Below are 23,613 nucleotides of genomic sequence, written 5' to 3'. Positions count from 1 at the left end.
TATTACGCTGCACTGCACATAGAGCAGGCCTTTCAGGCATCCTCTCCTAAACCTTTCAAGGGCCGGTCCAACGACCGGCCCCTTTTTTTGTCCGAATCGCGTGCGAAACGGAGGCATACCTAGCCGATCCGGAACCGCGTGCCTATTTGACGCGTCACCCCGGCGACACTGGGTCGTCAGGAAGGGAGAGCCAAATGGCCGATTCGGAAACCCCCACCCGCAAACTTCAGGTCGCCAATGCGCGGCCCGAAGACAGCGGTCGTGGCCTTGCCCATTTGCCCCGCACGCTGATGGCCGAACTCGCGCTGCAACAGGGCGATGTGATCGAGATCGTCGGCAAGCGCAGCACGCCCGCGCGCGCCGTTTTCCCTTATCCTGAGGATGAGGGCCTGGAACTGCTGCGCATCGACGGGTTGCAGCGCGCCAATGCCGGCGTCGGATCGGGCGATTTCGTCGAGGTTCGCCGCGTCGAATCGCGCGCCGCGACCAAGGTCGTGATGGCCCCCGCGCGCAAGGATCTGCGGCTCGAAGGATCGGCGGACGCGCTCAAGCGCACCTTTATCGGGCGTCCGCTATGTCAGGGCGACACCGTCTCCACCGTCGGACAACAGCGTGTCGCCGACATGCCGCCCAACGTGCTTCAGCATCTGCGCGCGCCGGCCTATGCCTTGCAGGAAATCCGGCTCGCGGTGGTCTCCACTACGCCGCGCGGCATCGTCCATATCGACGCCGAAACCGAAATCGAACTGCGCACCGAGTTCGTCGATGCCAAGGATTTCCGCCCCGCCGACGTCACCTATGACGATATCGGCGGCATGTCGGCGACGATCGACCAGCTGCGCGAGATGGTCGAGCTGCCGCTGCGCTATCCGGAGCTGTTTCAGCGGCTGGGCGTCGATCCGCCCAAGGGCGTGTTGCTGCACGGGCCGCCCGGCACCGGCAAGACGCGCCTCGCGCGCGCCGTCGCCAATGAATCGGACGCGCAATTCTTCCTGATCAACGGACCCGAAATCATGGGGTCGGCTTACGGCGAATCGGAAAGCCGGTTGCGCCAGGTGTTCGAGGAAGCCAGCGCCAACGCCCCCTCGATCCTGTTCATCGACGAGATCGATTCGATCGCGCCGAAACGCGGTCAGGTGTCGGGTGAGGCGGAAAAGCGCCTCGTCGCGCAACTGCTGACGCTGATGGACGGGCTGGAGGCACGCGCCAACGTCGTTATCATTGCCGCGACCAACCGGCCGGAAGCGATCGACGAGGCGCTGCGTCGTCCCGGCCGATTCGACCGCGAGATCGTCGTCGGTGTGCCAGACGAGCGCGGCCGCCGCGAAATCCTGGGCATCCACGCACGCGGTATGCCGCTGGGCGAGGGGGTCGATCTGAACGAACTCGCCCGCACCACCTTCGGCTTTGTCGGCGCGGATATCGCCGCGCTGGCGCGCGAGGCAGCGATCGAGGCGGTGCGGCGAATCATGCCCAAGCTGAACCTCGAGGAAAAGACGATTCCGCCCGAGGTGCTGGAGACGCTGGCGGTCACCCGCGAGGATTTCGTGGAGGCGCTGAAACGCGTCCAGCCAAGCGCGATGCGCGAAGTGATGGTGCAGAAGCCGGATGTAAAATGGGAGGATGTCGGCGGCCTCGACGACGCCCAGATGCGGCTGAAGGAAGGCGTCGAGCTGCCGATGAAGGACCCCGACGCCTTCCGGCGGCTGGGCATCCGTCCGGCCAAGGGGTTCCTTCTCTATGGCCCGCCCGGCACCGGCAAGACATTGCTCGCCAAGGCGGTGGCGCGTGAGGCGGAGGCGAATTTCATCGCCACCAAATCATCCGACCTGCTGTCCAAATGGTATGGCGAGAGCGAGCAGCAGATCGCACGGCTGTTCGCCCGTGCGCGCCAAGTCGCCCCTTGCGTGATCTTCATCGACGAACTCGACTCGCTGGTGCCCGCACGCGGCAGCGGTAGCGGCGAGCCGCAGGTGACCGAGCGTGTGGTCAACACGATCCTGGCCGAGATGGACGGGCTGGAGGAATTGCAGTCGGTCGTCGTGATCGGCGCGACCAACCGTCCGAACCTGGTCGATCCGGCGCTGATGCGGCCGGGGCGGCTCGACGAGCTGATCTATGTCGGCGTGCCCGATCAGGCGGGGCGCGAGCGGATTCTGCGTATCCAGACGACGAAAATGCCGCTGGCCGGCGATGTCGATCTGGGTGAGGTCGCCGAACGCACCGACCGCTTTACTGGTGCGGACCTTGAGGATGTGGTGCGCCGCGCCGGTCTCGCCGCTTTGCGCGAATCGATTGATAATCGCGTGGTGACGATGGCGCATTTCCGTGCCGCCCTAGCCGATTCGCGGGCGACGGTGACGCCGGAGATGGAGCAGGAATATGCGCTGATGGCAGCGCGGCTGAAACAGGATGCGGTGTCGATCCAACCGCTCGGCTTCATTGCGCCGGGGATGCTCCCGGGCCGGGCAGCGAAGACCGAAGGGTAAGCCAGCCGTAAATAACAAGGACGGCCAGTGCGGCGGCCGCTGTCAGATAGGGCAGCGGCTGCCACAACCCGTATAGCGCCACGCCGATCGACGGGCCGAGAATGAAGGCGGCACCGTTGATCGACGTCACCTTGCCCGCAACCGACCCCTGCGCGCTTTGCGGCACCGCCAGCGACGACCCCGCCGTGAATCCGGGCCGCGAGAAGCCGAAGCCGAGCGTGGTCAGCGCATAAGCGGTGGCGATGCCGTAGAGCGAAGTTGCCGTACCCGTCGCCAGACATCCGAGCGCGCTCAGGCCCAGCCCGATCAGCATCAGCTGGCGCGGATTCAGGTCGAGCAACGGGATGATCCCCCATTGCGCCAGCAACGCCGACCCCGCCCCCATCATCAGCACCAGCCCGGTCGCACCGATCGCCTCGATCGGCGGCACGCCCATCCGGTCGATAATCAGAAACCCGATCGCCTGCCCCGTCATCGCCTGCGCATGGCCGAGGATCAGGCCGCAGATCATCCATGCCCGCACGCGTGGATCGAGAAAGCCGACCGGCTCGGCTTTTGGCGTGGTGGCGGCGGTGATGCTCGCCCCACTGGCCTGTCCGCCGATCGACGGATAGCTGGACACCGCGCCGTGGACGACGTCCGAATCGACATCGCGCGGCAGGAAACGCATGACCACGAACAACATCGCCAGCGCGGCGATGCTGAAGATGAAGGCCGGTCCCGCCAGTCCGATCTCCGGCCCGTTTGCCCAGGCATGGCCCAGCACCAGATACGGTGCGACCGCCGGTCCCAATATGGTACCCAGGCCGAATGCGGAGCCGAGCAGGGTCAGCGCCTTGGTCCGGTCTTCACGGGTCGTGCGCGACGCGACGATCGCCTGGATCGCGGGCGGTGCTGCCGATCCGAACCCGCCATAGATCATCCGCGCCGCGACGAAAAAGGCAAAGGCGGTGACCGGCGCGATCCAGCCATTGATTCCAGCGGCCAGGAACAGCCCGCACAGGAACAGCGACGCGGTCAGCCCGACCTGGCCCAGCAGCACCATGTTGCGCCGCCCATGCCGGTCGGATCGGTTTGCCCAGAATGGTGCCACCATCGTCCACAACAGGGCTGAAACGGAGAACGCGGCCGCTACCGCGCTGTCCGGTACGCCCAGCGACCGGCCAAGCGCAGGCAGCACCGATTGCAGCGCGGTGTTGCCGGCGGCAATCGTGAACATCACCAAAAAAAGGATGATGAAGGTGCGATCGCGCGGAAGCGCGCTCACGTTGCGCTCCAGATGTGACCCCGGCGGATATCGGCAACCATCAAATCATAGCGTTTGAGCCAGCGCCCACGCCCCTCGTTCTGGATGCGGCGATGTTCGGGATGGTCGCGCCACGCCGCCGCGCTGGCATCGTCCGCCCAATAGCTGATCGTGATTTCGCCGCCACCGCCCGCACCGTTGTCACCGCCGACCCAGTCGACCCCGCGAAACCCCGGCTGTCTCGCCACCAGCGCCGCCATCGCCTCTGCCGCCGCTTCATAGCCGCCCGCATCCGAACCCGTGGATTCGGAGACAAAGATCACGGCGACCTGCCCTTCGCGTGGATGCCCCATAGGTTTCATGATGAAACTTTCCGCCGCCCTGCGCAACCGCTGCGACAGGTGACACGTTGTGCCGCGACGTGGCTGATGACAGAGGCGTGGCAACTGTCCTACAGAAACGCGACACCGCCAAAGGGAAGTTGATGACCGGTTCGACCACGATTGCCCGCGCAAAGCGAAAGCCCACGCGCCCCATGTCGCCTCAGGCGATGTTTCTTCAGGGGTTCTTCAAGCATCCGGTGATGGTCGGTTCGATCATCCCGTCCTCGGGCAAACTGATCCGCAAGATGCTGAAGCCGGTGGACTGGGAAAATACCAAGGTCTTTGTCGAATACGGTCCGGGCGTCGGCACCTTCTGCCGTCATATCCTCGACCGGATGACCCCCGATGCGAAATATATCGCGATCGACACCAACGCCGATTTCGTTGCCTATCTGCGCGATTCGATCGTCGATCCGCGCTTTTCCGCGATTCATGGCTCGGCCGCGGACGTCAACACGATCGTCGCCGATCATGGTGCGGAACATGCCGATTTCGTGCTGTCGGGCCTGCCCTTCTCGACCTTGCCGCCCGGTGTCGGTGCGCAGATCGGCGCAGCGACGGCACAGGTGATCCGCCCCGGCGGCGCGTTCCTGGTCTATCAGTTCAGCCCCAAATGCCGCGACTTCATCGATCCCTATTTCGACCGGGTCGACCGGGACATGGAATGGTGGAACGTGCCGCCCGCGCAACTCTATTGGGCGTGGAAGGACGACGCCGCCGATTGACGGCGCGCGCTTCGCACCACACATCGGTGGCCATGGACCATCTCAATCTTTCCGAATCGGAATGGCGTGCACGCCTGACGCCCGAACAATTCACTGTGCTGCGTCATGCGGGGACCGAACGCGCCTTTTCCGGTCGGCTGACCGATAACAAGGCCGACGGCGTCTATCGCTGTGCCGGGTGCCAGCTGGAGCTGTTCGACAGCGACGACAAGTTCGATTCGGGATCGGGCTGGCCCAGCTACACCCAACCGATCGCGCCCGACCGCATCACGGAACATAGCGACGTCAGCCACGGGATGGTGCGCACCGAAGCGCGCTGTGCCCGGTGTGACGGGCATCAGGGGCATGTCTTTCCCGACGGCCCGCCGCCGACCGGCTTGCGTTACTGCATCAATTCGGTCGCGCTGGACTTTCGTGCACGTGGTGATGCTGGCTGAGCAAGCTCAGTCAGACCACACCGGCCCACTCCCCCACCCTGCCATCCACGCCAGTGTATCTTGATGGGTGGCCGGGTGGGGGAGCGGGCCGGTGCCGCATTCAGCAAAGCTGAATCAGACAAACAAACACGATTGATCCGCTTGTGACATGTGCGGTTCAGCCGTAGATTCGCACACACCGTTCCATGGCCACCCGTAAAACGCCCCTGTTGTCGCCGAAAACACGCCGCATCCTGACTTGGGTGCTGGGCGGTGCCGCGCTGTTGGCGCTCGCCGGCTTCGTTGCCTTGCTGATCGCGGTTTACACAGCACGCGCGTCCCTTCCCAGTTTCGACGAGCTGAAATCATCGCCCAACGGGCAGATGATCCGCGTCCATGCCGCCGACGGCACCGTCATCGTATCGCTCGGACCCAGTTACGGCGAATGGATCGAATATTCCAAAATCCCGACGCCGATGCGCGACGCGATGGTGGCGATCGAGGATCGGCGCTTTCACTCGCACTGGGGCGTCGATCCGGTCGCGCTCGCCCGCATCACCAAATTCGCATTCGACAATCGCGGCACCGACCGACGGCTTCAGGGCGCATCGACAATCACGCAACAGGTCGCGCGCACGATCTTTCTGTCCAACAAATATGACGTCGGGCGCAAAGTGCGGGAGATGATCCTGGCGCTGGCGCTGGAGCGCAAGTTCACCAAGGACCAGATCCTCGAACTCTATCTGAACAAGGTCTATTTCGGCGGCGGCGCTTACGGCATCGACGCCGCCTCGCGCACCTTTTTCGGCCATGCCGCGACCAACCTGACGCTGTCTGAATCCGCCGTCATCGCGGGCCTCGTCAAGGCGCCCTCGCGCTATTCGCCTACCGCCGATGCCGAGGCGGCAGTCGGTCGCGCCAGCGTGGTGCTCGACGTGATGGTCGAAACCGGCGCGCTGACCCGCGCCGAAGCCGCAACCGCGCGCCCTGCGGGCGTGAAGCTGGCGGCCGCGCCAAAGCAGAACAGCGTGCGCTATTTCACCGACTGGGCACTGCCCCAGCTGGAGATGCTGATCGACGAGACCGTCGCCCCGCTTGACGTGTGGACGACGATCGACCTGAAGATGCAGAACGCCGCGACCCAGGCGATTCAGGCCAACACGCCCGCGGGCACACAGGGCGCACTGGTCAGCCTCGACCGCGACGGTGCGGTGCGCGCGATGATCGGTGGGCGCGATTATGTGACGTCCAACTACAACCGCGCGACTCAGGCGACGCGCCAGCCGGGGTCGGCATTCAAGCTGTTCGTCTATCTCGCCGCGCTGGAGGGCGGGCACAAGGTCGACGACCGCGTCGTCGACGAGGCGGTGACGATCAACGGCTGGAGCCCGCGTAACAACAGCCGGCGTTTTTCCGGCGAAATGACGTTGCGTTCGGCCTTCGCCTATTCGGTCAACACGGTGGCGGCCAAGCTGGGGCAGGAATCGGGCTTCGGCACGGTTGCCGACATGGCGCGCCGGTTCGGCATCACCACGCCCATTAACACGCAACCGGCGATGGTGCTGGGCACGTCCAACGTGCGCCTGATCGACATGACCCGCGCCTATGCCTCGGTCGGGCAAAAGGGCGTGGCGGTGACCCCCTATGCCATCACCCGCGTCACCGCGAACGGCGCGGTGATCTATCAGCATGAAGTCGACACCTCGCGCGTGCTCGTCGCGCCCTATGTCGCCGCGCAGATGACCGATTTGCTCCAGACCGCAGTCAACACCGGCAGCGGCAAAGCGGCACAGATCGGCCGCCCCGTCGCGGGCAAGACCGGCACCACCAGCTCGAACAAGGATGGCTGGTTCCTCGGCTTCTCTTCCGGCCTTACCACCGGCGTGTGGATGGGCCGCGACGATGCCAAGGTCGTGCGCGGATTGCAGGGCGGCACCGCGCCCGCGAAAGCCTTTGCCGCGTTCATGAAGCCCGCCGTCGCCGGTCGCCCGGTCGAGGAATTCGAGACCGAAGTAACCCTGCCCGAATGGCAGGTCGAACCCGACCAGCAAGTCTATGGCGAGCCGGATAACGGGCTGTTCGTCGACGAGGATGGTAACCCCATCGAACGCGACGAGGTCAACCCCGACGCCGCGCAGGAGCCCGGCGAATCAGTCGACGATCAGACCCCGGAGGATGGCCGGATCGACGACGACTGGCTCGACCGGATGACCGGACGCGGTCCGGGCGAAGCGCCCCCGCCCGCGCGCGAGCCAGCCGATCGCGCACCCCCGCGCGATCCGCCGCGCGACTCGCGTCCGCTTCAGGAATCGCGCCCGAACGAGTGAAGTCGCATGGCGTTGGCGCGCAGCCAGGCACGTTCACGGGCCGGTTCCCTGCCATAGAGGTCGCGCACCACCGCATGGAACGCGGCGCTGTGATTCATATGCACACGGTGCGCCACCTCATGCGCCACGGTCGCGCGGCGCACCTCCGGCGGCGCCAGGATCAGCCGCCAACTATAGCGGATGATGCCGGACGATGCGCAGCTGCCCCAGCGCCCCTTGGGATCGCCAATCGCGACCCGCGCGACGGTAACGCTCGCCTTGGCGGCATATTCGGCGGTTTCGGCGCTCAGCACCTTTAGCGCCTGTTTGCGCAGCCACAGTTCGATCCGGCGTTCATAGCCCTCACGCGGCCCCCCCGCCATCAGTTGCCCGTCATCGAACACCGGCGTGCGCGGAAAGCCGCTGTCCCAGCCCAGCGACACCGCCTCGCCCATGTAGAGCAACGCGCCGCCCGGCACGAACGGGCTGGGCTGAGTACGCTTCGCCAGCGCTCGGTCAATCCATGCCTGTTGCCCCTGCGCCCATGCCATCGCCGGGCCGACCGGGGCGCGCGGCGGCAGCGTCAAACGGACTTGCCCCGTGGCATTGTCGATCGACAATTTCATCCGGCGCGCACGCGGATGCCGGACGACTTCGATTGCGGCGCTCACAGCACCCGGTCGACCATATGGTTTTCCAGATCGCCCGCCAGCGTCTCCGAAACGGTCCAGCCGCGCGTCGATTCGCCCGCTTCATGGACGCTCTCGCGGTCCCCGCTCACCAGATAATGCCAGTCCGGCAGTGCTTCACCGTTTGCGCGCAGGCGATAGGCGCAGGTCTGCGGCAACCACACGATGTCCTCGACATTGTTCATCGTCAGCCGCACGCATTCGGCGACATAGGCATGGCGGTGCTTGTAATCGCTGCACATGCCGGCATCGCGGTCGAGCAAGCGGCACGCGACGTTGGTGGCGTAGAGTTCGCCCGTGTCTGCATCCTCGATCTTGTGGAGGCAGCATTTGCCGCAGCCGTCGCACAAGGCTTCCCATTGCGCGCGGTCGAGGCTGGCGAGCGGCTGCTCCCAAAATGGCGTCACCCGATCCAGCGTTCGATCTCCGCGACGATCGCTTGCGGGCTTTCATCCTGGGGCAACAACGCGATCGGCTCGCCCTTCGGCCCCATCAGATACGCCTGACGCCCGTGATCCATCAGATAACCGCTCGGCGTCACGCGCTTGGCATAAGGCACGCGATACGCCTTTGCCGCCGCATCGATCGCCGCCGCCGAGCCGGTCAGGCCGATCATGCGCGGGTAGAAGGCGGCCGTGAATTCCTTCACCACCTTCGGCGTGTCGCGGGCAGGATCGATCGTCACGAAGATCGGCACGATTTGCGCCGACAGCTTCGGATTCTGCTTGTCGAGCAGTTTCATCGCGCCGCCGATATTCTGGACATCGACCGGGCACACATCGGGGCAGAAGGTGTAGCCGAAATACATGATGCGGTATTTTCCGGCAAAGTCGCTGTCCTTCACCGCCTTGCCGTTCCCATCGACCAGCGCGAACGGCCCGCCGATCGACGCCCCCGCCAACGGCGCGTTGGCGAGCGATTTTTGCGCTGGTTCGCCGCTTCCGCAGGCGGCAAGAAGCAGAGCGAGCGGAAGGGCGCGGAAAAACAAGCTGTTCATGGTGTCGCCAGCCATGATCTGATACGGGGCGGCTTGCAAGGTTCGCACAACCAAAGGGGCATTGTTTCGACCATGGTTTTCCGTCCGTCCCGGCCCGTACTCGCCGCGGCGCTCATCGCGTTCGCACTTCCCGCCATCGCCCAGCAGCGTTCGGAGAGCACCACTTTCCTGAATGCCGTGCGCGAGCAGGACGGAAACAAGGTGACGGAGATGCTCAACGAGCCCGGCCAGAGCGTCGTCAACGCGAAGGACGGCAAGGGTGAGGGCGCGATCCACATCGTCGTCAAGCGGCGCGACCGTACCTATCTCAATTTCATCCTCGCGCGCGGCGGGGATGCCAATCTTCAGGATCGTGCCGGCAACACCCCGCTGATGCTGGCGGTCGAGGCCGCCTATCCCGAGGGTGTCACGATCCTGTTGTCGCGCGGTGCCAATATCAACCTGGCCAATAATGGTGGCGAGACCCCGTTAATCCGCGCGGTGCAGCGCCGCGATATCGAACTGGTGCGCATGCTGCTGACGAACAAGGCCGATCCCGACCAGAGCGACCGGCTCGCCGGCATGAGCGCGCGCGACTATGCCGCTGCCGACGCCCGCTCGCCGATGATCGCACAGATGCTGAAGAATGCGCCAAAGGCCGAGAAACGCGCCGTTTCCGGGCCGAGCTTCTAACCCTTCCAGTTCAGCCCGTCGGCATCGGGATCGGTCAGGGTAATGACCCGTCGCGCGGCGCGGCGGGCAAAGGCCAGCGTGCAGTTGCGCCGCGTCGTGGCCACCAGCGGCACCGTCGCCGCCTCGCGCACGACTGCCGCGTCATAGCGGTCGGCGACGATCACCCCGGCACGTTCGGGCAGGAACGCCGAGGAATCGAGCGGGGACAGATCGAACCCCGCCGGAACTGCCCAGAAAAACCGGTCGCAATGCGCCAGATAGTCGGTCCATTTGCCGTCGCCGAGCAGATCGGCGCGTGACACCTTGACCTCGACGATGATGATGTTGCCGCGCGCGTCGATCGCCATCAGGTCGGCGCGGCGGCCATCGCCCAGCGGTACCTCCGCCATTGCCACGATATCGTGGCGCAGCAGCATCCGGCACACGCCCCGCGTCACCTCTGCGGTGAGCAGCCGTGCGTCGGGCGGGCACGAATCAAAAGCGGGGGATGACAAGCTCGCCATCCCCCGCTTTTAGAACATTGCACGAACGGGAGAAACCCCGGTTCGTCGTTTAGTGCCGACCGCTTAACGATAGAAGATGTGGTTGCCGACACTGCCGACGCGGGCACGACGCCAGCCGGGCGAGACGTAACGGGCATGGAAGAACAGCGCGTTCGACACACGGCTGTCCCAGGCATCGTCACGCGCCACCTTGGCGACGGCCAGTGCGGTCTTCCACGCGCGGGCGCTGACGGGCGGCTGCGGCAGCTGGCCACCACGCACGAACGAGAATTGGCCGCGCTGCTTGAGCACGCCGCACACGGTGCCGGGGAAACGACCCGATTTGGCGCGGTTGAGGATCACTTCGGCGACGGCAAGTTGGCCTTCGAGCGGCTCGCCCTTCGACTCGTAATAGACGCCGATGGCCAGACAATTATGCTCGGCATCCGACGTGGCGAGCGGCTGCGCGGCGACGGCGGCGGCCAGCGTCGCATAGTCTGCGCTCTCGGCGGCTTCAGTCAGTTCGGCTTGTTCGAGCGCGGCCGGTGCATCCTGCTCGAGATCGGCGAGCGCTTCGGCCATGGTGGGAACCTGTTCGGCAACAGGATCGTTGATGCTTGCGAGTGGCGTTTTTTCAGCCTCCCGGGCCACACCCGGGGCTGTCGCGCCGATTCCGGCGGCGACGGAGAGAGTAACAGCCGCGATCAGTGCGGCGCGTAGTGAGAACGTCATTCAACTTCGATATTATGCGGTTGGCGTGCGATCCGGCCCATCCCCTTGTCGACATCAGTCGATCCACGGTGGCCGGTCGGACTGTCCCCCCGACTGCGTAACCGGCGGTTTCACACCCCGTCGGCACAACGCTCTTTAAGCTGCGCGCGCCTCTGACGGGACCGCAACGATCCGTCAACCATCGATGATCGTTTCAGCGGCGAACCGTTCTGCCCCTGCGATATCCAGTTCAACCACCCACAGATCTGGATCTCGACTGCGGCGCCGCTGCCAATAGTCGGTCACCGCGGCGTCATCCGCCAGGTCGGAGGGGCCGCTGACCACCAGTACAGGCTTGCCCTCCGACCCCAGCCCGCGCTCGAAAAAGCCGGGATTCCCGCCGCGTTCGAGCGTCAGGACCAGGATCGTACCGGCTTCGGCATGCCCCTTTGCCAATATCATCGCGCTGCCGCCCGCCGCATTCACACGGCGGACCAGTGCATTGACGATCAGCCCGCTGGCGAGCCGTGGCGTCATGGCTGCACGCGATAACCGGGCAACCCGGCCAGTGCGATGCGCGACTTCATGAAGGTGCCGGTGCCGCGCGCAACTTCCTCCCCGCTGCCGTCGATCAGCCGCGCCTCCGCCACGAATACGCGCCGCTGACCGCTGACCCAGCGCCCCTCGGCGGTCACCGGGCCGATCCCCAGCGGTCGGGTGAACAGCAGGTTGAACGCCGTGGTCAGCAGGAACCGGTCGGTAACCAGGCTGTTCGCGGCGTAGAAGGCGGCATCGTCCAGCATCTTGAAATAGCCGGTGCCATGCGCCGCGCCGCCGGCATGGAAATGCCGTTCGTCGATGGTAAAATGGATGCGCGCCTGTCCGCTCGCAGGAATTTCCAGCCGCGAATCGAAGAACCGGTTGATCGGCGCGGCGGCATAGAGCGATTCGAGCGCGCGGAAATGCGCGTCTGCGCCTGTCGCCTCAGGCGGCCGCGTCACGCGCCTCGACCCCGGTCAGCAGCGCGAACAGCGCATCGGTCGATCCCGCGCCGCGCAGCTTGGCGGTAAACACCCGGTCGCGCAGCCGCCGCGACACCCGCGCCAGCGCCTTGAGATGCTCTGCCCCCGCCTCGGGCGGCGACAGCAATGCGAACACCAGATCGACCGGCGCATCGTCCACCGAGCCGAAGTCGAGCGGCTTGTCGAGCCGCGCGAACATGCCGATCACGCCGGGCAGCCCCGCAATCTTGCCATGCGGAATCGCGATACCGCCGCCGAAACCGGTCGATCCCAGCTTTTCGCGTTCGCTCAGCCGTTCGGCAACGGCGGCGGGATCGAGGCGATAGGCCGCAGCAGCGGCCTCACCCAGAAGCGCGAACAGCTTCTTCTTGGTGCCCGCAGGGGTTCCCGAAAGCACCGCCTCGGGGGTTAACAGATCGCTGAGATCGACCATCGTGCTCGGTCAGGCGGCCCGGTTGGGTTCGACCCAGCCGATCGTGCCGTCGGTGCGGCGATAGACCATGTTGTAATTGCCGGTGCCGCTGTTCTTGAACAGCAGTGCGTTGGTGTTGCGCAAATCCAGCATCATCACCGCATCCGACACGCTGGCGTCGGGCACGTCGACACGGGTTTCGGCGATGACCGGTGGGGCATCGGGAACCTCTTCCTCGTCGCCGATCTGGAACACCGTATAGCCAGCGTCGTAATTGGCTTCGGCCGCGGCCTGCGCCTGGGCATGACCGTTAGAACGATCTTTCAGGCGGCGCATATAGCGGCGCAGCTGTTTCTCGATCTTGTCGGCGGCGCCGTCGAACGCGAGATGCGCTTCCTGCGCTGCGTGCGAGCCCTTCAGTACCAGACCCTGCATCACATGCGACACGATGTCGCAGGTAAAGCCATGGTCGTGCGGTCCCTTGCCAAAGGTTACATGGGCGGAAATCGCGCGTGAGAAATATTTGTCGGCAATACCCTGAAGTCGTTCATCGACATGCTGCCTGATCGCCTCGCCCGTATCGACCCGATGACCCGAAACCCGGATATCCATATATTCCTCCGTCTAGTTGAGGGGCACCTAGGAACGCGCTTCGCCAGCGTCAACCGGACGCCGGTGCATTCCACAGGGGCTCCTCGAATCCGGCCATGAACGCCGAATGGCGGACCAGTTCTGCATTGCTGGCCGTAAAAACGCGCGCGGGACGAACATGGCTCCGACCCGTTGAAATTTGGTTCAGTTCGCGTGCCGCTTCTTCCACAGACAAGCCAAGCGCGATCTGGCGCCCGCCGGTCAGTTCGATGAAGACCTGCGCCAGCAATTGCGCGTCGAGCAGCGCACCGTGCAGCTCGCGTGCGGACAGATCGATGCCATAGCGCACGCACAGCGCGTCGAGCGTGTGCTTGGCCCCCGGATGCCGTGTCCGCGCCAGCTGAAGCGTGCAGACGATGCGCTCGACCGGCAGCAATGGACGCCCGCAGGCCTTCAACTCACCATTGATAAAGCCGTAATCGAACATCGCATTGTGCGCGATCAGCGGGCAATCGCCCAGAAATTCGATCAGATCGTCGCAAACATCGGGGAAACGCTTCTTGTCGGCCAGAAACGCCGCCGACAGCCCGTGCACGTTGAACGCCTCGACCGGCATGTCGCGGTCGGGGTTCACATAGGCATGGAACGAGCGCCCGGTCGGCACCCGGTTGACCAGCTCGACACAACCGATTTCCACCAGCCGGTGCCCTGCGCTGAAGCTGAGCCCGGTGGTTTCGGTATCGAAAACGATTTCCCGCATCGCGCGATTATCCGCCTTCTGGCGGCACTAGGCAAGCGATGACCGCACGAACTGCGTCGCGTGTCTCATCAAGGGAACCGCCGGTCGGAATCACGAAATCCGCGCGCTGCCGTTTCTCGGCATCGGGCAGCTGTTTTGCCAGAATCGCCTCGAAGCGCTCGACCGTCATGCCCAGCCGCACGAGCACCCGCGCCCGCTGGACATCAGCGGGGGCAGAGACGACCGCGATCCGGTCAACCTTCTTCCATCCGCCCGTCTCGAACAGCAACGGGATGTCGAGCACAACCAGCGGCGCATCGGCATTCGCCAGCAGAAACGCCGCGCGCGACTCGGCGACGGCGGGGTGAACGATCGCTTCCAGCCGCGCGAACGCCGCCGGATTGCCGAACACCGCCTCACCCAGGGCCGTGCGGTTCACGCCTTGGGGTCCGGTCGTATCGGGAAACACCGCCTCGATCGCCGCGACCACAGCGCCGCCCGGTCCCTGTAGCCGATGGACCTCGGCGTCCGCGTCGAACACCGGCACGCCCGCTTCGGCAAACATCGCGGCCACCGTCGATTTGCCCATGCCGATCGAGCCGGTGAGGCCCAACACGATGGTCATGCGACCAACAGCGCCCGCAAATCCGCGTCATGCTCGCGCGGTGGTGCCTTGCCAAAGAACAGCTCGAACGCCAGCGCCGCCTGGCCGATCAGCATCTCCAGCCCGTCCACCGTCTCCAGCTCGCGTGCCCGCGCCGCCCGCAACAAACCGGTCTCCAGCGGCGCATAGACCGCGTCATACACCACCGCATCCTCGGGCAGCGCCGACAGATCGAGGTCGAGCTGCGGCTGTCCCGTCATCCCCAGCGAACTGGCGTTGACCAGCAACGCCACCGGCGGGAGCGGCGCGTCGAGCGGCACCGCATCGCCCTTCAACCCGAAGGTTGCGAGCAACCCCATCGCCTTCAACGGTGAGCGGTTGAGGATCGTAACCCGCTCAACCCCGGCGCGTGCCAAAGCGAAAAGCACCGCGCGCGCCGCGCCGCCGGCTCCGATCACGGCGACCGCCGCGCCCTCCAGATCGAAATCGGCGAGCGGCGCATAAAAGCCCGCGGCATCGGTGTTGGTGCCGATCAGCGCGCCCGATCCGTCGCGGAACACGGTGTTGATCGCGCCGATCGAGGCGCGCACGCCGCCTGGATCAGGCACGTGATCCAGCGCCGCCACCTTGTGCGGGGCGGTGATGTTGCACCCGCGCCAGTCGGGATCGTCGCGGCGTGAGGCGAAGAAATCGCCGAGCGCATCCGGCGTCACCAATGTCTTGTCATAGCGCGCGGCCAGCCCGAGCTTCCCCAACCAGAAGCCGTGGATCACCGGCGATTTGGATTGCGCGATCGGATCGCCGATCACTTCGGCATAGATGGTCATGACGTCAAAACGCCTCTCGTGCGCAGATAATCGAGGATGGTCAGCAACGGCATGCCCAGAATCGTGTAATGGCTGCCCTCGATCTTCGAGAATAGCTGCACCCCCGGCCCCTCGACCCGATAACAGCCGACGCATCCCGCGATTGCGGGCCACTCGGCCTCCAGATACTGCTCGATAAACGCATCTGACAGTGGCCGCACCGCCATCCGTGCGCGCTCGACATGCCGCCATACCGGACGACCATTTTCCGCGATCACCGCCGCGCTCCACAGATCGTGGCGCTTGCCGGACAGCAACGCCAGCTGCCGTGCGGCATCGGCGCGATCGACCGGCTTGTCGAGCATCGTCCCGTCCTCGATCGCCACCACCGAATCGCACCCCAGCACCAATGTCCCCGGCACCCGCTGGCTGATCTTGATCGCCTTCAGCTCGGCCAGCGCATCGGCCAGATCGCGCGGGGTCGCCCCGGCCATCCCGGCCTTGACCGCATCCTCGTCGACATGTGCCGGCAATGCCTCATGCAGCACCCCGGCGGCGGTCAGCATCGCACGGCGCGATGCGCTGGTGGAAGCCAGAATGAGTGTGGGCACGGTCATTCCGCTCGCGCTTCCATCGCGCGGTCATTCGCCATGGTGATGATCGCCGCCGCCGTTTCCTCAATCGAACGGCGCGTGACATCGATCACCGGCCAGCCATTATCGGCGAACATGCGCCGCGCATAGGCGACCTCGCGCTGCACCGCGTCCTGTTCGATATAGGACGTCTCGTCCTGCTGGTTCAGCGACAGCAACCGGTTGCGCCGCACTTGAATCAGCCGCTCCGGGCTGGTGGTCAGTCCGACCACCATCGGGTTCTTCAATGCATACAGCGTCGATGGCGGCGGCGATTCCGGCACGATCGGGATGTTCGCGGTCTTGTAGCCGCGATTGGCCAGATAGATCGAAGTCGGCGTCTTCGACGTGCGCGACACGCCGGCGAGCACGATATCGGCCTCCTCCCAATTCTCCCAGCCGATGCCGTCGTCGTGCGCGATCGTGAACTGGATCGCATCGACCCGCGCGAAATAGGCGGCGTCCAAAATGTGCTGCCGCCCCGGCCGGGCCTTCATCTCCTGTCCCAACAGGCTCGACAGCGCGTGGTTGACGGGGTCTAGCGGGGCCACCGCCGGCAACCCCATTGCGCGGCAGCGCGCCTCCAGCGTGCGGCGGATCGTCGAATTCACCAGCGTGAAGATCACCAGCCCAGGGTTCTGCACGATCTCGTTCAGGATGCGCTCGAGGTGCGTTTCGCTACGCACCATCGGCCAGAAATGCCGGATGGTCTCGACATCGTCGAACTGCGCCAGCGCGGCCTTGGCGATATTCTCCAGCGTCTCGCCGGTGGAGTCGGAGAGGAGGTGGAGGTGGAGTTTCACGGGCGGAAACCCCCGCTGGACAGACCTGTGGACAACATGGGCAAAACGGCTAGCGCAACCTTCATGCCCCGCCAAGCGGGTCGATCGATCCCCGCTTCGGCCATTTCATCCACAGCGGGTTCCACAGCGGCGCGGATCGGCGCACAGACTGTGAAGACTGTGGATAAATTGGGCGACTCCGTGGGGAGCGGGGTATGCTGCCGCCGTCAATCTGTTGGCAGAATCGGCACAACCGCCTAAGCCCCGCGATCCACGCTCCATCTACAACCACATCCTCTTTGAATCTTATCTTCTAATAGAAGTAGGCAATGACCGAACCTTCGATTTCGACGCCCGCGTCGCCCATATCCAAGCCGTTGCTAAAGGTGCTGTCAGGTCAGCGGGTCGAGTCCCCGCCGGTATGGCTCATGCGTCAGGCGGGCCGCTATCTGCCCGAATATCGCGCGCTTCGAGCAGAGAAGGGCGGCTTCCTCGAACTGGTCAACGACAGCGATGCGGCGGCGGAAGTCACGCTTCAGCCGATCCGCCGCTTCGGGTTCGACGGTGCGATCCTGTTCTCCGACATTCTCGTCATCCCGCATGCGCTGGGCCAGAATCTGTGGTTCGAGACGGGTGAAGGCCCGCGGCTCGCGCCCAAGCTGGTCGATCATGCGCTGGAATCGCTGTCAGCGGCCCCGCAGCGGCTTGACCCGGTCTATGGCACCGTCCGCCGCGTTGCCGCCGCTTTGCCGCCTGAGACGACGTTCCTGGGCTTTGCAGGCAGCCCGTGGACGGTCGCCACCTATATGGTCGCCGGACAGGGTAGCCGCGACCAGGCTGAAACGCGCCGCATGGCCTATCGTGACCCAATGGCGTTTCAGGCAATCATCGACGCAATCGTCACCCTCACGATCGATTATCTGGCGAAACAGGTCGAAGCCGGGGTCGAGGCGGTGCAGCTGTTCGACAGCTGGGCCGGATCGCTTTCGCCTGCACAGTTCGAGCGCTGGGTGATTGCGCCCAACGCCGCCATCGTCTCGGGTCTGCGCGCACGCTGCCCGAATGCGAAGATCATCGGTTTCCCCAAGGGGGCTGGCGGAAAACTCGGTGCCTATGCCCGCGAGATCGAGATTGACGGTATTGGCCTCGACGAGACGGTCGATCCCGCCTGGGCGCACCGCGAACTGCCGTCGGGCATGCCGGTGCAGGGCAATCTCGATCCGCTGGCGCTGATCGCGGGCGGTGATGAACTGCGCGCCGCCGCGACACGCGTGCTTGCGGCGCTGGCCGATCGTCCGCATATCTTCAATCTGGGCCATGGCATCCTGCCGGATACGCCGATCGCCCATGTCGAGCAGCTGCTCGATCTCGTTCGGGGTGGCAGATGATCGGTTTTCTGGGTGCGGCATATCTGTGGGTAAAAGCTGCCCATCTGATCTTCGTGATCTTCTGGATGGCAGGGCTGTTCATCCTGCCGCGCTATCTGGTGCATCATCAGGAGGCGCTGGGCGATCCGGTGCAGGCGAGGGCTTGGGCTGAACGCGAAGCGAAACTGCGCCGCGTGATCCTCACGCCAGCACTCGCCGTCGTCTGGATTCTGGGCCTGGTGCTTGCCGCCAACCTCGGACTGTTCGAGGGTGCAGCGGGTCTCGGCTGGCTACATGCCAAGCTGTTGCTGGTCGTGTTGCTCTCGGGCTATCATGGTTGGGCGGTTGCTTATTCCAAGCGTTTGGCGGTGGGTCAGGGCAATATTGAACCCCGCCGCCTGCGCATGCTCAACGAAGTCCCTGCGATCTTCGTCGCGCTGATCGTGGTGCTGGCCGTCGTTCGGCCTTTTTGATGTGGGCGGCACCGGCCCGCTCCCCACCCGGCCACCCACAAGATCATGCTGGATTGGTGGCCGGGTGGGGGAGCGGGCCGGTGCCGTCACAAATGCGTCCTTCACGCATTTCAAACAGCGCCGACTTGACTTGAATCCGGCCCGAACCTAATCCGCTCTCGTCGTGCCGCCGTCCTGGCGGTAACCGGCTTCCTTTCTCCATGCTATTGCCCGCGTCTCAACGCCCGAATTCCACAACCACAGTGCGCAATTCCCCCGGCGATCGCCACACGGACTCCCCCATGCATCTCAAAGAACTCAAGAAAACACCCCCCGCCGAACTGGTGACGATGGCCGAGGAGCTCGGCGTCGAAAGCGCCTCGACGCTTCGCAAGCAGGATCTGCTGTTCGCCATTCTCAAGGCCCAGGCCGAAAATGGCGAAATGATCATGGGTGAGGGCACGATCGAAGTGCTCTCGGACGGCTTCGGCTTCCTGCGCAGCGCTCAGGCGAACTATCTCGCCGGTCCCGACGACATCTATGTCTCGCCCAATCAGGTCCGCAAATTCGGCCTGCGCACCGGCGACACGGTCGAGGGTGAAATTCGCGGGCCGAAGGATGGCGAACGCTATTTCGCGCTGACCAAGTTGGTCTCGGTCAATTTCGATGACCCAGAGGTCGTCCGCCACCGTGTCAATTTCGACAATCTGACGCCGCTCTATCCCGACAGCAAGCTGACGCTGGACCCCGCCGATCCGACGCAAAAGGACAAGTCGGCCCGCGTCATCGACATCATCAGCCCACAGGGCAAGGGCCAGCGCACGCTGATCGTCGCCCCGCCGCGCGTCGGCAAGACGGTGATGCTGCAGAACATCGCCAAGGCGATTACCGACAACCATCCCGAGGTATTCCTGCTGGTCCTGCTGATCGACGAGCGGCCCGAGGAAGTCACCGACATGCAGCGCAGCGTGAAGGGCGAAGTCGTCTCCTCCACCTTCGACGAGCCGGCCACCCGCCACGTTGCGGTCGCCGAAATGGTGATCGAAAAGGCCAAGCGGCTGGTTGAGCACAAGAAGGATGTCGTCATCCTGCTCGATTCGATCACCCGTCTTGGCCGCGCCTACAACACCGTGGTGCCGTCGTCGGGCAAGGTGCTGACCGGCGGTGTCGATGCCAATGCGCTCCAGCGTCCGAAACGCTTCTTCGGTGCCGCGCGCAACATCGAGGAGGGCGGTTCGCTCTCGATCATCGCCACCGCGCTGATCGACACCGGCAGCCGCATGGACGAAGTGATCTTCGAGGAATTCAAGGGCACCGGTAACTCGGAAATCGTGCTCGACCGCAAGGTCGCCGACAAGCGCATCTTCCCCGCACTCGACGTCGGCAAGTCCGGCACGCGCAAGGAAGAGCTGCTCGCCGAAAAGGGTACGCTCAGCAAGATGTGGGTGCTGCGCCGTATCCTCATGCAGATGGGCACGATCGACGCGATGGAGTTCCTGCTCGACAAAATGAAGGATTCGAAGACCAACGAAGACTTCTTCGATTCGATGAATTCGTAAAAGGGGTAGCGAACCATGACCGATATCTGGACGCTGATCGTCGCGGATTTTGCAAAGCTGTTCGAGGGCAGCGCAGCCGCTTGGTTTACCTTCGGTCAGGTGATCCTGATCGACATCGTCCTTGCGGGCGACAATGCCATCGTCATCGGCGCGCTGGCGGCCGGTTTGCCAGCGGATCAGCGCAAGAAGGTCATCCTGATCGGCATTATCGCCGCGCTGGTGCTGCGCATCGGCTTTGCGCTGGTGGTGACTCAGTTGATGGCGATCGTCGGGCTGATCTTTGCCGGCGGCGTGCTGCTGCTGTGGGTTGCGTGGAAGATGTACCGCGAAATCGGGCATGGCGGCGAAAGCGCCGGGTCGCCGGAGATCGAGGGTGACGAACATTCGGGTGTCCGCCCTGCCAAAAGCTTCGCCGCCGCCGCCTGGGCCGTTGCCATTGCCGACGTCTCGATGAGCCTCGACAACGTCCTGGCGGTCGCGGGCGCGGCGCGCGATCATCCTGGCATCTTGATGGTCGGCTTGGTCATCGCCGTCGCCATGATGGGCGTCGCGGCAAACATCATCGCCAAATATATCGAGCGTTACCGCTGGATTGCGTGGATCGGCCTGATCGTGATCGTCTATGTCGCCGGATCGATGATCTATACCGGCATAACGGATCAGAAGGTCGGACTGCTTCAGCTGTTCAACTAAGCGACTGGTCTGAAAACAAAAATGGGGCGGTATCCGTTGCGGATGCCGCCCCTTTTCGTATCAGCCAATATGCTCGGCGAAGAACGCTTCGGTCCGGCTGTCGGCCAGTTTTGCCGCGGCGTCCGACCGCCGCTTGCCCATCTCGGTGGCAAAGCCGTGATCCTCGCCCGGATAGTCGTGCAGAGTCACTTTAGGGTGATCGTCCAGCCCGGCATGCATGGCGGCCTGCACATCTTTCGACACGAAGCCGTCGTCGCCGGCGATATGCAGCAGCAGCGGGTTGGCGATGGCGTGCTTCTCGCCCAGCAACCCGTCGATCCCGACCGCGTAATAGCCGACACTGGCATCGGCATCGGTGCGCGCGGCGGTCATGTAGGCCAGCCGACCACCCAGACAATATCCCACCACGCCGACTTTCCCGCCGCTCACCGCGCGCGCCGCGCGGATCGACGCCTCGATGTCTGCGATGCCTTGGTCCTGCTCGAACTGCCCCATCAAACCGAGTGCTTCCTGCATCTGCTCCGGCACATCCGGGTCCAGCTCGATCCCGGGCCGCAGCCGCCAGAACAGATCGGGGGCGAGGGCGAGGTAACCCAGCGTGGCGAGGTGATCGCATTTCCGCCGAATCCCCTCGTTCACGCCGAATATTTCCTGAATTACGACGATTGCCCCGCGCGGAGCGCCTTCGGGATCGGCGCGATAGGTTTCGAACGCGCCATTGCCGTCGATGCTGTCGATCGTGATGCTCGCCATATTGTGCTCCTTCAGAGATATCGCCGCTCGTGATCGAGCAGCCATTGCTTGGTCGCGGGGCCGTCGCCCGCCGAATAGGAACCGAGCGCGCCGCCTGCGCCCAGTACGCGGTGGCACGGGACAATAATCGGAAACGGATTGCGTGCGCACAGCTGCCCAATCGCGCGCGGCCCGGAATCGAGCTGCCGCGTCAGCTCGCCATAGCTCACCGTATCACCATAGCCGACCGCGATCAGTCCAGCGCGCAGGATCGTCCCACGCGGCGAGCGCAGGTGAGCCAGTGAAAGGTCGAAGTCCTTGAGGTCGCCCGCAAAATATTCCGCAATTTGTTCGACCGCCGCACGCACCGCAGCTGTGCGCGCCATATTTGGAACGCCATCGCCACCCACCCGAATCGCCGAAAGCCGCGTCTCGTCGCCCTCCACACGGATCATGCCGATGGGCGTTGCGATCAGGGCGTGGTCAGGCGCATACATGGCGACAGACTAGGGCAGGGCGCGGCGTCCGCTCAAGCACGAAGCGGAGAGAAAGATGAAGATCAACGTCGAAGTGGATTGCACGCCCGAGGAAGCACGCCGCGTCATGGGACTGCCCGACTTCACGCCCGTCCACGACCATTATATCCAGATGCTGATGGGTTCGATGGACAAGGGCATGGTCAATCCCGAAATGATCCAGACGATGATGAAAAGCTGGACCCCGATGGGAGAGGCGGGAATGAACCTGTGGAAGGGTATGTTCGATATCGGCAAAATGGGCGGCAAAAGCGGCGAGTGAGCGATACGATCTTTGCGCTGTCGAGCGGACAACCGCCCGCCGCGATCGGCGTCATGCGCATATCCGGTCCTCACGCCTTTGCGGCGGTCGAGCGGCTGACCGGCAAGCTTCCGCCAGCGCGCCGCGCGTCGTTGCGCACGGTGTGCGACGGCGACATCCTCGACCGCGCACTGGTGTTGATCTTTCCCGGCCCCAGTACTGCGACCGGTGAGGATCTGGCGGAGCTTCACCTGCACGGTGGTCGTGCGGTGGTTCGCGCGGTCGAGGCGGCACTTTCGGCGATTCCCGGCCTTCGCCCGGCGGAAGCGGGGGAGTTTACGCGTCGTGCGCTATTTCATGGGCAGATCGACCTCACCGAGGCCGAAGGGCTGGGCGACCTGCTCGCCGCCGAAACCGAAAGCCAGCGCCGCGCGGCGATGCGCGCAGCGGGAGGCGGTATCCGGCGACAAGTGGAAACATGGGCGCAACGCGCGCTGCAACTCTCCGCGACGGTAGAGGCCCTGCTTGATCACGGCGATGAAGCGGATGTGACGTCGGAGGCGGACGCGATCGGCGTGGTTGGCGAGCGCGCAGCCGCTTTGTCTGGCGAAATCGAAACGATCGTTGCCCAGCCCGGCGTCGAACGGTTGCGTGACGGCATCCGAGTCGTGCTGGCTGGAGCACCCAATACTGGCAAATCGACCCTGCTCAACGCGCTGGCCGACCGCGATGCCGCGATTGTCTCCCCGCTGGCGGGCACCACGCGCGACCGCATCGAAGCGCCGGTGATGCGAGGGGGCATCGCTTATCTGTTGACCGACACTGCGGGTCTTCACGATGCGCCAGCCGATATCGTCGAGCAGATCGGGATCGATCGCGCGCGTCAGGCTGTGGTGGAGGCGGACATCGTGCTGTGGCTCGACGATGCGCCGCCTGCCGACAATGCCTGCCGTTCCTATATCCTTCTTCACCCGCGGGCCGACGAACCCGGACGGGCCGAGGCCGCCGAGCGAATGGCGATCTCGGCAAAAACGGGAGAAGGCATCGATGCCTTGTGGCTCCAGATCGAGACGTTTGCGGCGACCCTGCTTCCGTCGCCCGACGCGGTCGTGCTCAATAACCGGCAGCGTGACCTTGCGGCAGCGGCGGCAATCGCATTGCGTGCGGGGAGCACGCAGGCCGATCCGCTGTTGCTGGCCGAAGATTTGCGGCACGCGTTACGCACCTTCGACCGGATCACCGGCGCGACCGATGTCGAGGCGATGCTCGATACCTTGTTCGGAAAATTCTGCATCGGCAAATGATGTTCCACGTGGAACGCTTTTGACG

29 protein-coding genes are annotated in these 23,613 nt (G+C 64.5%); 11 read left to right on the top strand and 18 right to left on the bottom strand.

The window, feature by feature from the left end; translation table 11 throughout:
• Nucleotides 1-194: 194 nt before the first annotated feature.
• Nucleotides 195-2,489, top strand: coding sequence for a CDC48 family AAA ATPase (locus tag U1702_RS13450; protein ID WP_332725467.1), 2,295 nt, complete (start codon nt 195-197; stop codon nt 2,487-2,489).
• Here the strand turns inward: U1702_RS13450 and U1702_RS13445 are convergent.
• Together U1702_RS13445 and U1702_RS13440 are read right to left on the bottom strand one after the other, a co-directional pair.
• The gene (locus U1702_RS13445) at nt 2,440-3,708 is read right to left on the bottom strand and encodes an MFS transporter (protein ID WP_332726390.1); all 1,269 of its coding nucleotides are present in this window, start codon (nt 3,706-3,708) and stop codon (nt 2,440-2,442) included. The genes U1702_RS13450 and U1702_RS13445 overlap by 50 nt on opposite strands.
• A 44-nt stretch (nt 3,709-3,752) precedes the next feature.
• Complete coding sequence (locus U1702_RS13440; RefSeq protein ID WP_332725465.1) at nt 3,753-4,088, bottom strand: antibiotic biosynthesis monooxygenase; 336 nt, start codon at nt 4,086-4,088, stop codon at nt 3,753-3,755.
• A 131-nt stretch (nt 4,089-4,219) separates the two neighbouring features.
• On the opposite strand from U1702_RS13440, the gene U1702_RS13435 reads away from it, so the two are divergent.
• The 3 genes from U1702_RS13435 to U1702_RS13425 all read left to right on the top strand — a co-directional run bounded on the left by U1702_RS13435 (nt 4,220) and on the right by U1702_RS13425 (nt 7,586).
• On the top strand, nt 4,220-4,843 hold the full coding sequence (locus U1702_RS13435) for a class I SAM-dependent methyltransferase (RefSeq protein WP_332725463.1): 624 nt from the start codon (nt 4,220-4,222) through the stop codon (nt 4,841-4,843).
• 32 nt (nt 4,844-4,875) lie between these two features.
• Complete coding sequence (gene msrB, locus U1702_RS13430) at nt 4,876-5,280, top strand: peptide-methionine (R)-S-oxide reductase MsrB (RefSeq protein ID WP_332725461.1); 405 nt, start codon at nt 4,876-4,878, stop codon at nt 5,278-5,280.
• A 185-nt stretch (nt 5,281-5,465) separates the two neighbouring features.
• Entirely contained in the window at nt 5,466-7,586 is a 2,121-nt protein-coding gene (locus U1702_RS13425; protein WP_332725459.1) for a transglycosylase domain-containing protein, read from the top strand.
• Here the strand turns inward: U1702_RS13425 and U1702_RS13420 are convergent.
• Genes U1702_RS13420 through U1702_RS13410 form a run of 3 tightly spaced genes read right to left on the bottom strand, consistent with a single transcriptional unit; the run spans nt 7,562 to nt 9,266 of the window.
• The gene (locus tag U1702_RS13420) at nt 7,562-8,236 is read right to left on the bottom strand and encodes a M48 family metallopeptidase (RefSeq protein ID WP_332725457.1); all 675 of its coding nucleotides are present in this window, start codon (nt 8,234-8,236) and stop codon (nt 7,562-7,564) included. The two genes, U1702_RS13425 and U1702_RS13420, sit on opposite strands and share 25 nt — an antisense overlap.
• Nucleotides 8,233-8,661, bottom strand: a complete 429-nt coding sequence (locus U1702_RS13415) for a YcgN family cysteine cluster protein (RefSeq protein WP_332725455.1) — start codon at nt 8,659-8,661, stop codon at nt 8,233-8,235. The genes U1702_RS13420 and U1702_RS13415 overlap by 4 nt, the downstream gene beginning before the upstream one ends.
• Entirely contained in the window at nt 8,658-9,266 is a 609-nt protein-coding gene (locus U1702_RS13410; RefSeq protein WP_332725453.1) for an SCO family protein, read from the bottom strand. Before U1702_RS13410 ends, U1702_RS13415 begins: the two co-directional genes overlap by 4 nt.
• A gap of 57 nt (nt 9,267-9,323) precedes the next feature.
• Between U1702_RS13410 and U1702_RS13405 the strand changes: the two genes are divergently transcribed.
• On the top strand, nt 9,324-9,923 hold the full coding sequence (locus U1702_RS13405; protein WP_332725451.1) for an ankyrin repeat domain-containing protein: 600 nt from the start codon (nt 9,324-9,326) through the stop codon (nt 9,921-9,923).
• On the opposite strand, the gene U1702_RS13400 is transcribed toward U1702_RS13405, so the two are convergent.
• The 11 genes from U1702_RS13400 to U1702_RS13350 form a co-directional block, all read right to left on the bottom strand.
• Nucleotides 9,920-10,426 (bottom strand): MmcB family DNA repair protein, encoded by a 507-nt coding sequence (locus U1702_RS13400; RefSeq protein WP_332725449.1) that lies wholly within the window; start codon nt 10,424-10,426, stop codon nt 9,920-9,922. The genes U1702_RS13405 and U1702_RS13400 overlap by 4 nt on opposite strands.
• A 63-nt stretch (nt 10,427-10,489) precedes the next feature.
• Entirely contained in the window at nt 10,490-11,137 is a 648-nt protein-coding gene (locus U1702_RS13395) for a cell wall hydrolase (RefSeq protein WP_332725447.1), read from the bottom strand.
• A gap of 174 nt (nt 11,138-11,311) precedes the next feature.
• Complete coding sequence (locus tag U1702_RS13390) at nt 11,312-11,653, bottom strand: DUF1491 family protein (RefSeq protein WP_332725445.1); 342 nt, start codon at nt 11,651-11,653, stop codon at nt 11,312-11,314.
• On the bottom strand, nt 11,650-12,117 hold the full coding sequence (locus tag U1702_RS13385) for a PaaI family thioesterase (protein ID WP_332725442.1): 468 nt from the start codon (nt 12,115-12,117) through the stop codon (nt 11,650-11,652). Before U1702_RS13385 ends, U1702_RS13390 begins: the two co-directional genes overlap by 4 nt.
• Nucleotides 12,101-12,571: a PTS sugar transporter subunit IIA gene (locus U1702_RS13380; RefSeq protein WP_332725440.1), complete on the bottom strand. Its 471-nt coding sequence runs from the start codon at nt 12,569-12,571 to the stop codon at nt 12,101-12,103. Before U1702_RS13380 ends, U1702_RS13385 begins: the two co-directional genes overlap by 17 nt.
• A 9-nt stretch (nt 12,572-12,580) precedes the next feature.
• Entirely contained in the window at nt 12,581-13,162 is a 582-nt protein-coding gene (gene hpf / locus U1702_RS13375) for a ribosome hibernation-promoting factor, HPF/YfiA family (protein ID WP_332725437.1), read from the bottom strand.
• Nucleotides 13,163-13,211: 49 nt separating this feature from the next.
• Nucleotides 13,212-13,901, bottom strand: coding sequence for a DNA polymerase III subunit epsilon (gene dnaQ / locus U1702_RS13370; RefSeq protein ID WP_332725435.1), 690 nt, complete (start codon nt 13,899-13,901; stop codon nt 13,212-13,214).
• A 7-nt stretch (nt 13,902-13,908) separates the two neighbouring features.
• Complete coding sequence (gene coaE / locus U1702_RS13365; protein ID WP_332725433.1) at nt 13,909-14,505, bottom strand: dephospho-CoA kinase; 597 nt, start codon at nt 14,503-14,505, stop codon at nt 13,909-13,911.
• Nucleotides 14,502-15,311, bottom strand: a complete 810-nt coding sequence (locus U1702_RS13360; RefSeq protein WP_332725431.1) for a shikimate dehydrogenase family protein — start codon at nt 15,309-15,311, stop codon at nt 14,502-14,504. Before U1702_RS13360 ends, coaE begins: the two co-directional genes overlap by 4 nt.
• Nucleotides 15,308-15,907 (bottom strand): Maf family protein, encoded by a 600-nt coding sequence (locus U1702_RS13355; protein WP_332725429.1) that lies wholly within the window; start codon nt 15,905-15,907, stop codon nt 15,308-15,310. The genes U1702_RS13360 and U1702_RS13355 overlap by 4 nt, the downstream gene beginning before the upstream one ends.
• Nucleotides 15,904-16,725 carry a pyruvate, water dikinase regulatory protein gene (locus tag U1702_RS13350; protein ID WP_332725427.1) on the bottom strand — a complete coding sequence of 274 codons (822 nt, stop codon included), beginning with the start codon at nt 16,723-16,725 and terminating at the stop codon, nt 15,904-15,906. Before U1702_RS13350 ends, U1702_RS13355 begins: the two co-directional genes overlap by 4 nt.
• Before the next feature lie 308 nt (nt 16,726-17,033).
• Here U1702_RS13350 and hemE point away from each other — a divergent pair, with 308 nt between their 5' ends.
• From hemE to U1702_RS13330, 4 genes are all read left to right on the top strand, one after another.
• Nucleotides 17,034-18,092 (top strand): uroporphyrinogen decarboxylase, encoded by a 1,059-nt coding sequence (gene hemE, locus U1702_RS13345; protein WP_332725425.1) that lies wholly within the window; start codon nt 17,034-17,036, stop codon nt 18,090-18,092.
• Nucleotides 18,089-18,544, top strand: coding sequence for a HemJ family protein (locus tag U1702_RS13340; RefSeq protein WP_332725423.1), 456 nt, complete (start codon nt 18,089-18,091; stop codon nt 18,542-18,544). Before hemE ends, U1702_RS13340 begins: the two co-directional genes overlap by 4 nt.
• 281 nt (nt 18,545-18,825) lie before the next feature.
• Nucleotides 18,826-20,082, top strand: coding sequence for a transcription termination factor Rho (rho, locus tag U1702_RS13335; protein ID WP_332725421.1), 1,257 nt, complete (start codon nt 18,826-18,828; stop codon nt 20,080-20,082).
• Between the two features lie 15 nt (nt 20,083-20,097).
• Complete coding sequence (locus U1702_RS13330; protein ID WP_332725419.1) at nt 20,098-20,775, top strand: TerC family protein; 678 nt, start codon at nt 20,098-20,100, stop codon at nt 20,773-20,775.
• Between the two features lie 60 nt (nt 20,776-20,835).
• Here U1702_RS13330 and U1702_RS13325 read toward each other — a convergent pair whose 3' ends face one another.
• Together U1702_RS13325 and U1702_RS13320 are read right to left on the bottom strand one after the other, a co-directional pair.
• A complete protein-coding gene (locus U1702_RS13325; protein ID WP_332725417.1) occupies nt 20,836-21,528 on the bottom strand; it encodes a dienelactone hydrolase family protein in 693 nt (230 codons plus the stop codon).
• Between the two features lie 11 nt (nt 21,529-21,539).
• The gene (locus U1702_RS13320; protein ID WP_332725415.1) at nt 21,540-22,004 is read right to left on the bottom strand and encodes a methylated-DNA--[protein]-cysteine S-methyltransferase; all 465 of its coding nucleotides are present in this window, start codon (nt 22,002-22,004) and stop codon (nt 21,540-21,542) included.
• A 55-nt stretch (nt 22,005-22,059) separates the two neighbouring features.
• Here U1702_RS13320 and U1702_RS13315 point away from each other — a divergent pair, with 55 nt between their 5' ends.
• Together U1702_RS13315 and mnmE are read left to right on the top strand one after the other, a co-directional pair.
• Nucleotides 22,060-22,305 (top strand): DUF6489 family protein, encoded by a 246-nt coding sequence (locus U1702_RS13315; RefSeq protein ID WP_332725413.1) that lies wholly within the window; start codon nt 22,060-22,062, stop codon nt 22,303-22,305.
• The gene (mnmE, locus tag U1702_RS13310; RefSeq protein ID WP_332725411.1) at nt 22,302-23,588 is read left to right on the top strand and encodes a tRNA uridine-5-carboxymethylaminomethyl(34) synthesis GTPase MnmE; all 1,287 of its coding nucleotides are present in this window, start codon (nt 22,302-22,304) and stop codon (nt 23,586-23,588) included. The genes U1702_RS13315 and mnmE overlap by 4 nt, the downstream gene beginning before the upstream one ends.
• Nucleotides 23,589-23,613: the final 25 nt, after the last annotated feature.

The organism is Sphingomonas sp. LT1P40 (genome assembly GCF_036663835.1).
In the GTDB taxonomy this organism is placed as follows: Bacteria; Pseudomonadota; Alphaproteobacteria; order Sphingomonadales; family Sphingomonadaceae; genus Sphingomonas.
Note: the sequence above shows the minus strand (reverse complement) of the source record. Positions and strands in the feature narration are given on the sequence as shown.